This is a genomic window from Zetaproteobacteria bacterium (genome assembly GCA_003696765.1).
Classification (GTDB): Bacteria; Pseudomonadota; Zetaproteobacteria; order Mariprofundales; family J009; genus RFFX01.
On the sequence record RFFX01000064.1, the window covers coordinates 1 to 15,076 of the forward strand.

Annotated in this window: 13 protein-coding genes; all 13 read left to right on the forward strand. The window is 67.7% G+C overall.

The window, feature by feature from the left end; genetic code table 11:
• Nucleotides 1-273 precede the first annotated feature (273 nt).
• Complete coding sequence (locus tag D6682_06395; GenBank protein RMH50648.1) at nucleotides 274-825, forward strand: SUF system Fe-S cluster assembly regulator; 552 nt, start codon at nucleotides 274-276, stop codon at nucleotides 823-825.
• A 1-nt stretch (nucleotide 826) separates the two neighbouring features.
• A complete protein-coding gene (sufB, locus tag D6682_06400; GenBank protein ID RMH50649.1) occupies nucleotides 827-2,269 on the forward strand; it encodes a Fe-S cluster assembly protein SufB in 1,443 nt (480 codons plus the stop codon).
• Between the two features lie 20 nt (nucleotides 2,270-2,289).
• Nucleotides 2,290-3,030 carry a Fe-S cluster assembly ATPase SufC gene (gene sufC / locus D6682_06405; protein RMH50650.1) on the forward strand — a complete coding sequence of 247 codons (741 nt, stop codon included), beginning with the start codon at nucleotides 2,290-2,292 and terminating at the stop codon, nucleotides 3,028-3,030.
• Nucleotides 2,939-4,318, forward strand: a complete 1,380-nt coding sequence (gene sufD / locus D6682_06410) for a Fe-S cluster assembly protein SufD (GenBank protein ID RMH50651.1) — start codon at nucleotides 2,939-2,941, stop codon at nucleotides 4,316-4,318. Before sufC ends, sufD begins: the two co-directional genes overlap by 92 nt.
• A gap of 243 nt (nucleotides 4,319-4,561) precedes the next feature.
• A complete protein-coding gene (locus D6682_06415; GenBank protein ID RMH50652.1) occupies nucleotides 4,562-5,776 on the forward strand; it encodes a cysteine desulfurase in 1,215 nt (404 codons plus the stop codon).
• Between the two features lie 446 nt (nucleotides 5,777-6,222).
• Complete coding sequence (locus D6682_06420) at nucleotides 6,223-6,918, forward strand: hypothetical protein (protein ID RMH50653.1); 696 nt, start codon at nucleotides 6,223-6,225, stop codon at nucleotides 6,916-6,918.
• Complete coding sequence (locus tag D6682_06425) at nucleotides 6,915-9,242, forward strand: hypothetical protein (protein ID RMH50654.1); 2,328 nt, start codon at nucleotides 6,915-6,917, stop codon at nucleotides 9,240-9,242. Before D6682_06420 ends, D6682_06425 begins: the two co-directional genes overlap by 4 nt.
• Before the next feature lie 39 nt (nucleotides 9,243-9,281).
• Nucleotides 9,282-9,737 (forward strand): response regulator, encoded by a 456-nt coding sequence (locus D6682_06430; GenBank protein RMH50655.1) that lies wholly within the window; start codon nucleotides 9,282-9,284, stop codon nucleotides 9,735-9,737.
• A gap of 1 nt (nucleotide 9,738) precedes the next feature.
• A complete protein-coding gene (locus D6682_06435) occupies nucleotides 9,739-10,581 on the forward strand; it encodes a response regulator (protein ID RMH50656.1) in 843 nt (280 codons plus the stop codon).
• A 5-nt stretch (nucleotides 10,582-10,586) separates the two neighbouring features.
• Nucleotides 10,587-11,906, forward strand: a complete 1,320-nt coding sequence (locus D6682_06440) for a diguanylate cyclase (GenBank protein ID RMH50657.1) — start codon at nucleotides 10,587-10,589, stop codon at nucleotides 11,904-11,906.
• Nucleotides 11,907-11,930: 24 nt separating this feature from the next.
• A complete protein-coding gene (locus D6682_06445) occupies nucleotides 11,931-13,757 on the forward strand; it encodes an HDOD domain-containing protein (protein RMH50658.1) in 1,827 nt (608 codons plus the stop codon).
• 181 nt (nucleotides 13,758-13,938) lie between these two features.
• Entirely contained in the window at nucleotides 13,939-14,292 is a 354-nt protein-coding gene (locus D6682_06450) for an iron-sulfur cluster assembly accessory protein (GenBank protein RMH50659.1), read from the forward strand.
• 8 nt (nucleotides 14,293-14,300) lie between these two features.
• Nucleotides 14,301-15,076, forward strand: a 776-nt coding sequence (locus tag D6682_06455) for an inositol monophosphatase family protein (GenBank protein ID RMH50660.1), incomplete at its 3' end; no start/stop codon positions are given.

The window sequence follows — 15,076 nt, forward strand, 5'->3', positions numbered from 1 at the left end:
CGAGCGTATCTGATCACGGCCGATTGCGGCTCGGGGTATTGCCTTCCCAACAATCAAGACTAGAATACTCCTCATTTGGGTGGGGTAGGCCTCCTCCCGTCGCCGATCCGCGACCGGGACGATCGCACGCCTCGACTTCCGTCCAGGCAAAACGTCCCTGGACGTATTTCGAGGAGATCAAAACCGAAGGCTTCGGCAGGGAGGCCGGCATCGCCGCCAGGACGGCCGCGCAAAATCGGAGCTTGCGCATGCAAGCAACGATTTTGTTAGGCGATCGAAAACCGCGTCTTTCGATCGCCGTCTCAGCAAAAAGTCCACGGACGGACTTTTTGCGATCGAAACAAACTGAAGCTGACCAAACTGACCGACTACGGCATGCTGCTGATGACCAGGCTGGCAGCCTCCGACCAGTCGATATGGACGGCGCCGGAGCTGGCTGCCGCCACCGCGCTTCCCGCGCCGACGGTACGCAAGCTGCTGCAATCACTGCTGCGCCGCCATCTCTTGATCTCACAGCGCGGTGCCCGCGGCGGCTACCGGCTGGCCCGACGGCCGCAGGAGATTTCGCTGCGTGAGGTGGTCGACGCGCTGGAGGGGGGTGTAACACTGACCGAGTGCAACAGCGACCGCGGCCAATGCGACCGACAATCCGACTGCACCATGCGCGCCGGCTGGCAGCGCATCAACGAGGCGATGCGGGAGCTGCTCGACTCCATCACCCTGGCCGAGCTCGCCCGACCCGACTTCGCCCCGCGCTTCGTGCGCGTGGCCACCATCCCGGTGGCACAGGAGGAAGCGACATCCCGCCTAGCGAGGAAGATGTAACATGAGCAAACCCGAGGTAGAACAGTTCGCCAACCGCGACTACAGCGCCGGCTTCGTCACCGACATCGAGCAGGAGACGCTGCCGCCGGGCATCGACGAACAGGTGATCCGGCGGATCTCGGCCATGAAGAGGGAGCCCGGCTGGCTGACCGAATGGCGCCTGCAGGCCTTCCGCCTGTGGCAGCGGATGTTCGAGCCGCGCTGGGCCCATGTGCGCTACCCGCCGATCGACTATCAGGCCATCTCCTACTATGCCGCGCCGAAGTCCGGAAAGGATGGGCCCAAGAGCCTGGACGAGGTGGACCCCAAGCTGCTGGAGACCTACGAAAAGCTGGGCATTCCGCTGCGCGAGCGCGAGATGCTGGCCGGCGTGGCGGTCGATGCGGTGTTCGACTCGGTCTCGGTGGCCACCACCTTCAAGGAGAAGCTCAAGGAGGCCGGGGTGATCTTCTGCCCCATCTCCGAGGCGGTACGCGACTATCCCGATCTGGTCCGGCAATACCTGGGCAGCGTGGTGCCGCCGGGCGACAACTTCTTCGCCGCGCTCAACTCGGCGGTCTTCACCGACGGCTCGTTCGTCTTCGTCCCCAAGGGGGTGCGCTGCCCGATGGAGCTCTCCACCTACTTCCGTATCAACGCCTCCAACACCGGCCAGTTCGAACGCACGCTGATCATCGCCGAGGAGCGCGCCTACGTCTCCTATCTCGAAGGGTGCACTGCTCCGATGCGCGACGAGAACCAGCTCCATGCAGCGGTGGTCGAGCTGGTGGCCTTGGAGGATGCCACCATCAAGTACGCCACGGTGCAGAACTGGTATCCGGGCGACGAGAACGGCGTCGGCGGCATCTACAACTTCGTCACCAAACGCGGCGACTGCCGGGGCGCGCGCGCCCGGATCTCCTGGACCCAGGTGGAAACGGGCAGTGCCATCACCTGGAAATATCCAAGCTGCGTGCTGCGCGGCGACGATTCGGTGGGCGAGTTCTACTCGGTGGCACTGACCAACCACCATCAGCAGGCCGACACCGGCACCAAGATGATCCACATCGGCAAGCGCACCCGCAGCACCATCCTCTCCAAAGGGATCGCCGCCGGTCGGGGCGATCAGTCCTACCGCGGGCTGGTCAGGATGGACAGGAGCGCGGAGGGAGCGCGCAACCATACCCGCTGCGACTCCCTGCTCCTCGGCGACCGCTGCGGCGCCCATACCTTCCCCTACATCGAGTGCGCCAACCCGACCGCCACCGTCGAACACGAGGCGACCACCTCCAGAATCAGCGACGAACAACTCTTCTACTGCCAACAGCGCGGCCTCTCCGAAGAGGCGGCGATGCAGACGATCGTCAACGGCTTCTGCAAGGATGTCTTCGATGTACTGCCGATGGAGTTCGCCGTCGAGGCCAACCGGCTGATGGAGGTCTCACTCGAGGGGGCGGTGGGATGACGATCCAAAGGAATGAAGCCATGCTGGAGATCAGGAACCTGCACGTGTCGGTCGAAGGACGGGAGATCCTCAAGGGGATCGACCTGACCATCCGCGCCGGCGAAGTCCATGCGATCATGGGCCCCAACGGCTCGGGCAAGTCGACACTATCCAACGTCATCGCCGGGCGCCCCGGCTATACCGTCACCGGCGGCTCGATCCGCTACGAAGGGCGCGACCTGCTGCCGCTCAAGCCGGAGGAGCGCTCCTGGGCCGGAATCTTCCTCGCCTTTCAGTACCCGGTGGAGATCCCCGGCGTCAACAACGCCTACCTGCTCAAGGCCGGGCTCAACGCCATGCGCAAGCAACGCGGCGAAGAGGAGCTGGATGCGATGGATTTCATGGCGCTGGTGCAGGAGAAGGCCAGGCTGGTCGAGCTCGACCCCTCCTTTCTGTCGCGCTCGGTCAACGAGGGGTTCTCCGGCGGCGAGAAGAAACGCAACGAGATCTTCCAGATGGCGGTGCTGGAGCCGAAGCTGGCCCTGCTCGACGAGACCGACTCCGGCCTCGACATCGACGCGCTGCGCATCGTCGCCGGCGGCATCAACAAACTGCGCAGCCCCAAACGGGCGATCGTCATGGTCACCCACTACCAGCGACTGCTCGACTACATCACCCCCGACTTCGTCCATGTGCTGGCCGACGGCCGCATCCAGGCCTCCGGTGACGCTGAATTGGCCCACAAGCTGGAGCGCGAGGGCTACGACTGGCTCAACCGATGACGGTATCGAGCGAAGCCGGCATCGCGACGTCGGCGTACCGCGCAAAACCGAAACTTGCACATGCAAGCGACGCTCTTGCAAGGCGATCGAAGACCGCACGCTTCGATCCCTGTCGAGCAAAAAGTCCACGGACGGGCTTTTTGCGATTCCATTACGCATGACGACTTTACCGCTGCATCCCCCCATCCCCCTGCCCGATGGCCGCGACGAGGCGTGGCGCTACACCAGCCTCACCCCGCTGGCCGACCGGCTGGGCGCGCGCTGGTGGCAGCCGCTCGAGGCGGCGCCCGCCGATCCCGCACCGCCGCCCGGGCTGGATGCGATCGATCTCATGCGTGATCCACTGCCGGAGGCGATCGCCCGCACCGACGAGGAGGCAGGCCCTGCCGACGACCATGCCCCCTTCGCCGCCCGGCTGGCCGCCTGCTTCGCCCCCACCGTGCAGACGATCCAGATTGCAGCGCAGTACCGGTCGGCGCTGCCGCTGCTGCTCATCCATCCCGACAGCGAGGGAGCCGGCTACCGGCGCCACGCCCTGCGCGTCGGCTGCGGCGCCGAGGTCACCCTGATCGAGCTCTTCGCCGGCGACCGGCCGCAGATGGGGCTGACCTGCAGCCATCTGAGCATCAACCTCGAACCCGGCGCGCGGCTGACCCACTACCGGCTGCAGCGCTTCGGCCCCGATCAGTTCCACCTCGGGGCGCTGACCCTCTCCCAACAGCGGGAGAGCGACTACCGGCTGCACGCCATCGAGCTGGGCGGGGCGCTCGCCCGGCTCGATCTCTCGATCGCGCTGCAACAACCGGGCGCGGCCTGCGCATTGCACGGCCTGTTCCTGCTCGACGGCCAGCAGCATGCCGACCATCAGGTCGCCATGCACCACGCCGCCCCCCACTGCCGCAGCCGCGCCGACTACCGCACGGTGCTGGCCGGGCGCGCCCACGCCGTGTTCAACGGTCGGGTGGTGGTCGATCGGGGCGCCTGCGGCACCGATTCGGCCCAGCGCAACGCCAATCTGCTCCTCTCCCGCCAGGCGGAGGTCGACACCAAGCCGGAGCTGGAGATCTACAACGACGATGTCCGCTGCGCCCACGGCGCCACAGTCGGCCAGCTCGATGCCGAACAGCTCTTCTACCTGCGCTCGCGCGGCCTCACCGAGGCGGAGGCGCGCCACGCGCTGGTGGTCGCCTTCGCCGATGCGCTGCTCGCCGGCATCGCCCTCGCCCCCCTGCGGCAGGCGATCGAATCGGCGGCGGCCGACAAGATCGCGCAGGAACCGTGCAAATGAGGGCATCGCAGGAAGATGGCATCGCGGCCATGGACGGCCGCGCAAAAGGTCCACGGACGGACTTTTTGCGATCTGATCACAGATGACGACTTCGCAAGAAGTCGGCATCCGCGGCCAGGAAGGCTGCACAAATCCGGAGGTGGCAAATGCAACCGACGGATTTGTAAGGGAATCGAAGACCGCGCTCTTCGATTCCCGTCAAGCAAAAAGTCCACGGACGGACTTTTTGCGATCTGATCACAGATGAACATCGAGCAGATCCGGGCGCAGTTCCCCGCGTTGCAGCAGCAGGCGCACGGCCACCCCCTGGCCTACCTCGACAACGCCGCCACCACCCAGAAGCCGCAGTGCGTCATCGACGCCGTGCGCCGCTACTATGAGCAGGACAACGCCAACATCCACCGCGGCGTCCACATGCTCTCCGAGCGGGCCACCGCCGCCTACGAGGGGGTGCGCGTCTCCATCGCCGATTTCTTCCACGCCGGCGATCCGTGCGAGGTGATCTTCACCCGCGGCGCCACCGAGGCGATCAACCTGGTCGCAGCCAGCTGGGGCGCGGCCAACCTCAGAGCGGGCGACGAGATCCTGCTTTCGGCCATGGAGCACCACTCCAACATCGTCCCCTGGCAGATGGTCGCCCGCCGCACCGGCGCGGTCATCCGGGTGTTGCCGATGGATGGACGCGGCGCGCTCTGCATGGAACAGCTCGATGCGCTGCTCACCGAGCGCACCCGACTGGTCGGCGTGGTGCAGATGTCCAACGCGCTCGGCACCGTCAATCCGGTGGCGGAGATCATCGAGCGGGCGCACGCCGTCGGCGCGGTGGTGCTGGTCGACGGCGCCCAGTCGGCCGCCCACATGCCGATCGACCTGCAGGCGCTGGGCGCCGACTTCTTCGTCACCAGCGCCCACAAGATGTACGGCCCCACCGGCATCGGCGTGCTGATCGGCCGGCGGGCGCTGCTCGAGGAGATGCCGCCGTGGCAGGGCGGCGGCGACATGATCCGCACGGTCCGCTTCCAGGAGAGCAGCTACGCCCCGCTGCCGCACAAGTTCGAGGCCGGCACCCCCAACATCGCCGGTGTCATCGGCTTCGGCGCGGCGATCGACTGGCTCTCCGCCATCGGCTTCCCGGCGATCGCCGAGGCGGAACGCACGCTGCTCGCCTACGCCACCGAACGGGCGATGGCGTTCGACGGGCTGCGCATCATCGGCACCGCGCCGCACAAGGCGTGCGTGCTCTCCTTCGTCCTCGACGGCGTCCATCCGCACGACCTCGGCACCATCCTGGACAGCGAAGGCGTGGCGATCCGCGCCGGCCACCACTGCGCCATGCCGGTGATGGAGCACTTCGGGCTGCCGGCCACCGCCCGCGCCTCGCTGGCCATCTACAACACGCGCGCGGAGATCGACGCGCTCTTTTGCGCACTAAAGAAGGCGCGGGCACTCTTCGGATGATTCTTGATCGAATCGCAAAAAGTCCATCCATGGACTTTTTGCTTGACGGCAATCGAAGAGCGCGGTCTTCGATTGCCTCACAAATCCTTCGCCTGCATACGCAGGCTTCGGATTTGCGCGGCCCTCCTGGCCGCGGATGCCGACTTCTCACGAAGCCGTCATCCTTGATCGAATCGCAAAAAGTCCGTCCATGGACTTTTTGCTTGACGGCAATCGAAGAGCGCGGTCTTCGATTGCCTCACAAAATCGTCGCTTGCTTGCGCAAGCTTCGGATTTGCGCGGCCCTCCTGGCCGCGGATGCCGACTTCTCACGAAGCCGTCATCCTTGATCGAATCGCAAAAAATCCGTCCGTGGCCGCGATGACGGTTTGTTGCAAAACCATCATCCACAACGCGTTTGCAAAAGCGCAATAGTGTAGTGAGGGGGCAAAATCACGCATATTGATATGGATTCTCCGGAGATGCGCGATCTGCACCTGCAGATCCGCCGCGCCTGCCACGACCTCAACGCGCCGCTGAGGGCGATCCGCGGTTTCGCCGGGATTCTCGAGCGGCGCGAGCGGGACAACCTGTCGGAACGCGGCCGGCTCTACCTCGAGCGGATGGTGGCGGCGACCGGCCACATGGAGCAGGTGGTAGGCGGCCTGCACCGCTACGCCCGCGTCGCCTCGCACCGCGTCTCCAGCCAACCGCTGGCGTTGGCGAGACAATGCGACCGCATCCTCGGCCACCACTTCGCCCAGGCACTGGCCGCAGGCCGGCTGCGCTGGCGGGCCGACCCCGATCTGCACTGGCACGGCGACCCGGAGCTGCTGGAGACCATCATCTGCGCCCTGGTCGACAACGGCCTGCGCTTCACCGACGGGGAGGAGCCCGATGTGGCGCTCTCCTGCCGGGCAACCGATGACGGCGCCCTCCGCATCCAGGTGCGCGACCGCGGCATCGGCATCGCGCCGGAGCATCAGGCGCGGCTGTTCCGGCTGTTCGAGCGGCTTCACCCGCGCGACCGCTATCCCGGCGCCGGCGTGGGTCTGACCATGGTATGGAAGGCGACCGAGCTGCTCGGCGGCACCATCGCCATCGACTCCCGCGAAGGCGCAGGCACCACCGTCGAAATCACCCTGCCGCAACAAAGCCAATGAGCCTCTTCAACCCCGGTATCGCGCTGATGCAGCGGCTGCGTTTCGCCGAGAAGTTCGCGCTCATCTGCCTGCTGTTTGCCCTGCCGATCGCCCTGACCAGCTACTACCTGTTCACCGACATGCGCCGGCAGCTCGACGACACGGTCGTGCAACAACGGGGGCTGGCCTTCCTCTCCGCCGTCGCGCCGCTGGCCGAGCAGATCGCCCGCCACCGCGGCATGGTCAACGGCCTGCGCTCAGGGGCTCCCGACTTCGCCGCCAAGCTCAAGGAGCAGGCTCCGGCCCTGCGGCAGGCGATCGCCACCGCCGAGCAGGCCGACGCCCGGTGGGGGGCTGCCCTCGGCGTCCATCGGGAGTGGCGGCACATCCTCGGCCAGTGGCAGAGGCTCGCGCGCGGCATCGACCGCATGGACGCCGCGCAAAGCTGGCGCCAGCACAGCGATCTGATCCACGACCTGCTGCTGATGGAGGGGGAGGTGCTGCACACCAGCAGGCTGTCGGCCGCCGACGATCCCGCCCTGCGCCAGCTGGTCGAAATCGACTTCCGTCTGCTGCCACGGCTGATCGAGTCGCTGGGGCAGCTGCGCGGGCAGGGCAGCGGCTTCCTCGCCGACCACCGCCTCGCCGCCGACGAGCGCGACCGCCTGCAGCTGTTGATCGACAATGTCGACCACGAGGCAATGCGGCTGGCGCGGCAGTGGACCATCGCCCTGGAGGCTGCCCCCCGCATGCCGCAGCCGCTGGTGCTGGGCCACGAGCAGCTGCAGCAGGTGATCGGAATCCTGCTCGATGATCTGCGCGGCCAGGTGCTGGCCCCGCCCCGCCCCGAGCGCACCGCCGACGATCTGTTCGACCAGGCCAGCGCCACCATCGCCGTCGGCAGCGGGCTGTTGCACAGCAGCTCCGACCATCTGCGCCGCGGCTTCGCCGCCCACGCCGCCGCCATCGACCAACGCATGAGGCTGCTGCGGCTGGCGCTGATCGCGGTGCCGACGCTGATCGCCTACCTGCTGATCTCCTTCTACCTCTCCACCCGCCGGATGAAGGAGCAGCTTCGCGCCATGGTGCTGCAACTGGAGCAGCACAAGATTCCGCGGCTGGCCGAGAGCGCGGGGCGGGACGAGCTGGCCGAGGTGGCACGGCTGTTCAACCGGCTGTCGCGCCAGATGATCCGCAAGCACGAGGAGGACCGGCTGCTGGGCGAGCTCTCCGCGGTGGCCCTGCGCTGCGACTCCATCCACCAACTGTGCGACCGGGTACTGGTGATGTTGCTCGGCTCCCACGCCATCCTCGGCGCCAGATCGCCGGCCCACATCCAGCTGCTGCGCAGGAGCGGCCGGCGCTACATCGCCGCGGCCAGCTACGACGCCCGCATCCTGACCATCCCCGATGCCACACCCGACATCTACCAGCTAAGCTTCGGCGACCATCCGCTCTACTGCCTGCCGCTCACCCATCAGGGAAGACGGCTGGGCGAGATGATCCTCACCTTCGACGCCCACGGCCCGGTGCCGATGAACCGGCTGCTGTTCGAGCGCATCGTCTCGGTGGTCGTGGCGGCCATCGTCCGGCTGCAGGCGATGCAGGAGCTGCAGGAGCGCGAGGCGGCGCTGATGCGCTCCAACGCCGAGCTCGAGCGCTTCGCCTATGTCGCCTCGCACGACCTGCAGGAGCCGCTGCGCAAGATCTGCTCCTTCGGCGACCGGCTGCAGGCCCGGGCCGGACTGACCGGTCGCAACCTCGATTTCCTCCAGCGCATGGTCGACGCCGCCGGCCGCATGCAGTTGCTGATCCAGGATCTGCTCGCCTTCTCGCGCATCCAGTCGACCCATCGCCCCTTCACCATCGTCGACCTCGATCGGGTGGTGGCCAACGCCATCGACAATCTGGAGATGGCCATCCGCGAATCGGGTGCCGAGATCGAGGTCGACCGACTGCCCAACATCGACGGCGACCCGGTGCAGCTCGAGCAGCTGTTCCAGAACCTGATCGGCAACGCCATCAAGTATCGAAAACAGGATGTCGCGCCCAAAGTCGAGATCCGGCTGGCCGGCGAGGAGACACGCGACGACGGCGAGCGGCTGCTGCAGATCGAGTGTCGCGACAACGGCATCGGCTTCGAGCAGAAATACGCCGAACAGATCTTCGAGGCCTTCAAGCGTTTACATGGCCGCACCGAGTATTCAGGCTCCGGCATCGGGCTGGCCGTCTGCCGCCGCATCGTGGAGCGCCACGGCGGCACCATCGGCGCGACCAGCGAACCGGGGGTGGGCACCTGCATCCGCTTCACGCTGCAGAAGCGCCACAAACCGGATCCCACCTGACCCCGGCACCGATCGAGCGTCCCGCAGGAGGAACCTTCCATGACCGAGAGAGAACGCATCACCATCCTGATGGCCGACGACGACCCCGACGACCGGCTGCTACTCGAGGACGCGCTGGAGGAGGTCCACCTCGACAACCAGTTCGCCTTCGTCGAGGACGGCGAGGAGCTGATGGACTACCTCCACCGGCGCGGCGCCTACCGCGACCTGGCCGGCACCCCCCTGCCGGGATTGATCCTGCTCGACCTCAACATGCCGCGCAAGGACGGCCGGCAGGCGCTGCAGGAGATCAAGGCCGACCCGAAGCTGCGCCGCATCCCGATCGTCATCCTCACCACCTCCAAGGCGGAAGAGGACATCCTGCGCAGCTACGATCTCGGGGCCAACTCCTTCATCGTCAAGCCGGTCACCTTCGACAAGCTGGTCGATATCGTGCGCCAGCTCAACAACTACTGGTTCGAGATCGTCCGTCTGCCCGAGGAAGCAGCCGAGTAGCATGAAACCGGGACGGATTCTGCTGCTGGAGGACAGTGCAGACGACGCCGAGCTGATCACGGAGCTCATAGCCGACCACCTCGGCGCAGCCACCCGCGTCGACCACGCCGCCGAGGTGGAGGAGGCCGACCGGCTGCTCGATGCCGCCGACGACTACGACCTGATCCTGGTCGACTACATGCTCGGCACCCCGCCCGACGGTGCCGAGTGGACCGCGCAGGCCGCCGCCCGCCGTTCGCTGCCGCCGGTGATCATGCTCACCGGCATGCCGGATGCGCCGGCCATCGAACGGATCGCCGGACGGATGCCGGAGATCTCCTGGTTCGTCACCAAGGACCGGCTGGCCGAGGAGCTGCCCCGGGCCATCGACTCGGCGATGGCCAACCGGCCCGACCGACCCTCCTGCGACGGCATCATCCTGCTCGCCGACGACGATGCCGACGACCGGCTGCTGATCGAAGACGCCCTGCGTGAAGTGGAGGGGGAGTTCCGCCTCGATCTCGTCGGTGACGGCGCGGAGCTGATGGCCTACCTCCACCGGCGCGGCGCCTTCCGCCACCTGGCCGGCACCCCCCTGCCGGGGCTGATCCTGCTCGATCTCAACATGCCGCGCATGGACGGCCGCATGGCTCTGCGCGCACTGCGCAGCGATCCGGAGCTGCGTCGCATCCCGGTCGTCATCCTCTCGGCATCCGACGCCGGATGCGACATCCAGGAGGGCTACGAGTTGGGGGCCAACTCCTTCGTCTGCAAACCGGCCTCCTTTGACGGGCTGGTCACCATGATGCGCACCCTGACCGACTACTGGTTCCGGCTGGTCGCCCTGCCCGTCCGCCTCCGCTGACCATAGTGGCCGCACCAAACGACCGGCGCGACGCCGTCGTCGACATTCTGCTGCTCGATGACGACCGGGACGATGCGCTGCTGCTGTCGGCGATGGCCGAAGAGCAGATGGGCGGACGCCTGCGGCTGCACTGCTGCACCACCTGCACGGAAGCCGACGCCCTGATCGAGCAGCGAGGGATCGACCTCTGCCTGGTCGACTACCACCTCAACGGAGGCGTCAACGGGCTGCAGTGGGCCGAGCAGTGCCACCGCACGCATGGAGTGATGGGGCCGGCGTTGATCTTGCTGACCGGCGTAGCGGAGATCGATGAGATCGACGCCCGCGCCGGAGACGAGGACAACGGCATCATCGACTTTCTGGTCAAGCAGGAGCTGACCCCGACACTGCTGGCCCGCACCATCCGCTTCGCCACCAAACAGCAGCGGCTGCTGCGTGAGATGCATCTGCGCGAGATGCGCGCCCGCCTCCTGTTCGACCACGCGCGCGAGGGGATCGTCATCCTCGACGACCACGGGCGGATCACCCAGGCCAACCGCGCCGCCGAGCGGCTGTTCGACTACGCTCCGGGCACCATGCCGGGCCTCTATCTGTCGCAGTTGATCCCCGACTTCTCGATGAACCTGCTGCGCACCATGGGGCGCGACGCCCGCCCGGTGGTCAGCGACAGCAGCATCCAGCGGGTCACCGCCTTCGACCGGACCGGCCGACGGCGCGATCTCGAGATGTCGCTCGGCATCGTCCACTCGGAACACGACCACTTCTATACCGCCGGCTTCCTCGACATCGGCCACCACCTCGCAGCGGTGGAGGCAATGCGCCAGCAGGCCCATACCGACGAGCTGACCGGGCTGATGAACCGACGCTGTTTCCGCCAGCAGGCCGACCAGGAGCTTGGGCGGGCGCGACGCAACGGCCAGCCGATCAGCCTGATGATGATCGACATCGACCACTTCAAACGGGTCAACGACCGCTACGGCCACGCCGTCGGGGACGCCGTGCTGCGCAAGGTGGCCGACCGGCTCCGTCAGGACCGGCGCGAGCTGGATCTGCTCTGCCGCTGGGGCGGCGAGGAGTTCCTCATGATGCTGCCCGACAGCGATCTGTCGGCCGCACGCGCGCTGGCCGAGCGGTTGCGCGGCAACATCGAGCGGCTCACCTTCGACCGGTTCCCGGAGCCTGTGACCATCAGCATCGGCATCGCGCCGGTCGACCCCGATCAACCGCTCAAGCAGGCCACCCAGCAGGCCGACCAGGCGCTCTACCGGGCCAAGGAGGCAGGGCGCAACTGCGTGCGCTGCGCCGCCCCCCGCGCCCGTCCCTGACGCGCGGCCCCACGGCCGGCGACGATGGATCGTGCGCGCTACCAACCCCTCCGCCCCGTCCAGCGACTGGCCGACGGCGGCAGCGCACTGGCCCGCGACACCCTGACCGGCCGGATGGTGCTGCTGGCCGAGAGCGACCTCTCCGACCTCTCCAGCGCACAGTGCGCCGATCGAATCAACGGCCTGGAGCGGCTGATCGGCGTGCGCCACCCGGCCATCCCCACCCTGCTCGACTACGACGTCGAAGGAACTCATGAGTGGCAGGTCTTCTCCATCGGGTCCGCCCCCCGAACGCTGGCCGAGGTGGTCGGGGGCGCTCCCCGTCCCGATGGCACGGTGGCGGCAATCGTGCGGGGGGTGCTCTGGGGGCTGCATGCACTCGACCGCTGCGGGCTCCACCACGGCCGGCTCCACCCCCAAACCATCCTGCTCACCGACGGCGGACGCCGCCTGCTGCTCACCCTGCCGCTGCTCCACCAGCCGACACGCAACCGCCGCATCCAGGCGGCGGTGCGCGAGCATGCCGTCGCCTATCTGGCGCCGGAGCTGCTCTCCGGCCACCCGGCGACCCTGGCCAGCGACATCTATGCCGTCGGCATCCTGATCCACTCCCTGATCCGCGGGGGGGACTGGCTCGATGCACACCGGCCGGTCAAGCCGCAGTTCATGCGCATCATCGACGGGCTGGAGCTCGCCCTGCCCGAGGCGCCCGAGCTGGAGGGGGTGATGCAGCACTGCCTCGCCCGCCGACCCGCCGACCGGCCCGACCCCGAGTCGCTGCTGCGCCGGTTGCCGGCGCGCACCACTCCGCGCCCGAAACGACACGGTGGAGCCGCGCCGCCGCGGCGGCCGCCACCACCGCCGGCCACGATCGCCGTCGCCATCGCCGCGGCACCGCCGGCGCCGCGGCGGCTGCCGTTCGATCCCCGCCGGCCGCCGCCGATCGACGATGCCGCCCTGCGGCGGTTGAAGCAGAGCATCGCCGAGATCCCTCCCCTACCGGAGATCTGGTCGCGCATCGAGCAGGTGATGGCCGATCCGGCCGCCGGCGCCAGCCATCTGGCCGCGGAGGTGGAGAAGGATCCGGTGCTCACCGCCCACCTCCTGGAGGTAGCCAACTCCGCCGCCTGGGCGCCGCGCGACCGGCGCCCACAGACCGATGTGGCGATGGCCATCGCCCGACTGGGGATGGAGGTGAGCTATGGCCTGCTGCTGGAGCGGGTAACCCCCAAACTGGGGGGTGAGGCCCGTTCCGATACGGCGGTGCGCGGCGTCTGGCTCCATGCGCAGGCGATCAGCCTCATCTGCCGCATCCTCTCCACCGAGCTGCGGGGCATCGACCACCGGCTGGCCGCCACCCTGGGGCTGCTGCACGACATCGGCAAGCTGATCATCATCCACCAGGAGCCGCCGGAGGAGCTGGAGCGGCTGCGGGTACGTATCGCCTGCGGCATGCCGGAGCTGCAGGCGGAGTACGACCAACTCGGCTTCACCCACATCGATGCCGGCATGATGCTGGCACTCCACTGGCGGCTGCCGCGTGCAGTGCAGCGGTTGATCGCGCTGCACCACCATCCCGACGGGCTGCACGGCAGCGACTACCCGGGCGAACTGCAGGGATGCAACATGCTGATCCACCTCGCCCACCTGCTGCTGCAACAACTGCTGCCCGCCGGGTGCTGGCGCGGCGTCTGGAGCGCCTCCCTCCGCTGCCGCGGCGACGACCTGCCCCCCCTGCTCATCCGGGCGGGGCTGCACCCCGAGGAGACGGAGGAGATCGTGCAGCGCATCACGCGCGAACTGGAGCGGTTGCTGCTACGATTCCCCGATCTGATCGTCGACGGTTGCTGAGCTGATGCCTGCGCCCACAGAAGACGACACCACAGCCTCGGCGCAGCGTGCGGCCGGGCTGCTTGCGCATGCAAGCGACCGTATCGTGAGGGGGGCGAAGATCGTGCGCTTCGAAGATCGTGCGCTTCCATTGCCATCGAGCAAAACGTCCATGGAGGGATGTCTTGCGTTTCCATCCATCATGCAACCAACGCGGAATCAAGCCGACATCACCCTGACCGACGCCGCCCGCGACCACCTGCGCGCGCAACTGCAGCGTGCATCCGCCCCCTGGCTGCGGCTCAGTCTGCGCGAAGCAGGCTGCTCCGGGCTGGAGTACCACTGGGAGGCGGTGGAGGCGCCCGCAGCCGGCGATCTGCGCATCGGCGACGAAGACCTGGGGCTCAATCTCTGCGTCGACGCCGTCGACCATGAGCGGGCGCTGCGCGGGCTGATCATCGATTTCGAACGCGATCCGCTCTCCGCCACCCTCACCTACCGCAACCCCAACCAGCGCGGCACCTGCGGCTGCGGCCAGTCCTTCACCGTCGACTAGTCCCGCCCTTGCCGCTGCTGCCTTCGCCTCTCCGCACCGAGATCGGCGCGCTCTTGCGTGAAGCGGGGCGAACCATCCTGCTGCCCGCCTTCCACGACCATCGCACAGGCGGCGTGCACCGCAAGCAGGACGGCTCGCCGGTGACCGAAACCGACCGCCGCTGCCAGGAGTTCCTCCACCGGCACCTGCGCCGCTGCACACCGAGGTTCGCCTTCCTCGGCGAGGAGATGGAGCCCGCAGCGCAGCAACAGGCACTGCGGGCCGACACCCCCTGCTGGTGCCTCGATCCGCTCGACGGCACCTCCAACTTCGTCGCCGGCATTCCCTGCTTCGCCATCTCGCTCGGCCTGCTCCACCAGGGCAGGGCGGTCGCCGGCTGGATCTACGACCCCGTCGCCGACGAGCTCTTCTGCCCGGACGATCCGCCGCAACCGGCCCCGACCGCTGCCTCCCCTCTCGCCGAATCGGTCGGCTTCGTCGATTTCAAGCGACTGACGCCGAGGCTCGCCCTCCGACTGCTCACCCACCCGATCGGCAGCAGCCAGCGCAACCTGGGCAGCTGCGCGCTGGAGTGGGCCTGGCTGACCCGTGGGCGCGGCCGCTTCCTTATCCATGGCGGGGAGCAGATCTGGGACTATGCCGCCGGCCTGGCCCTGGCCCGGAACAGCGGCTGTATGGTGTGCGACTTCTCCGGCGCCGATCCGCTCGCCGGCGGTCGGCTTGCCTCCTCCATCCTGGCGGCACGCAGCGAAGAGGAGCTGCGCGCCCTGCAGCAGGCCGTGGC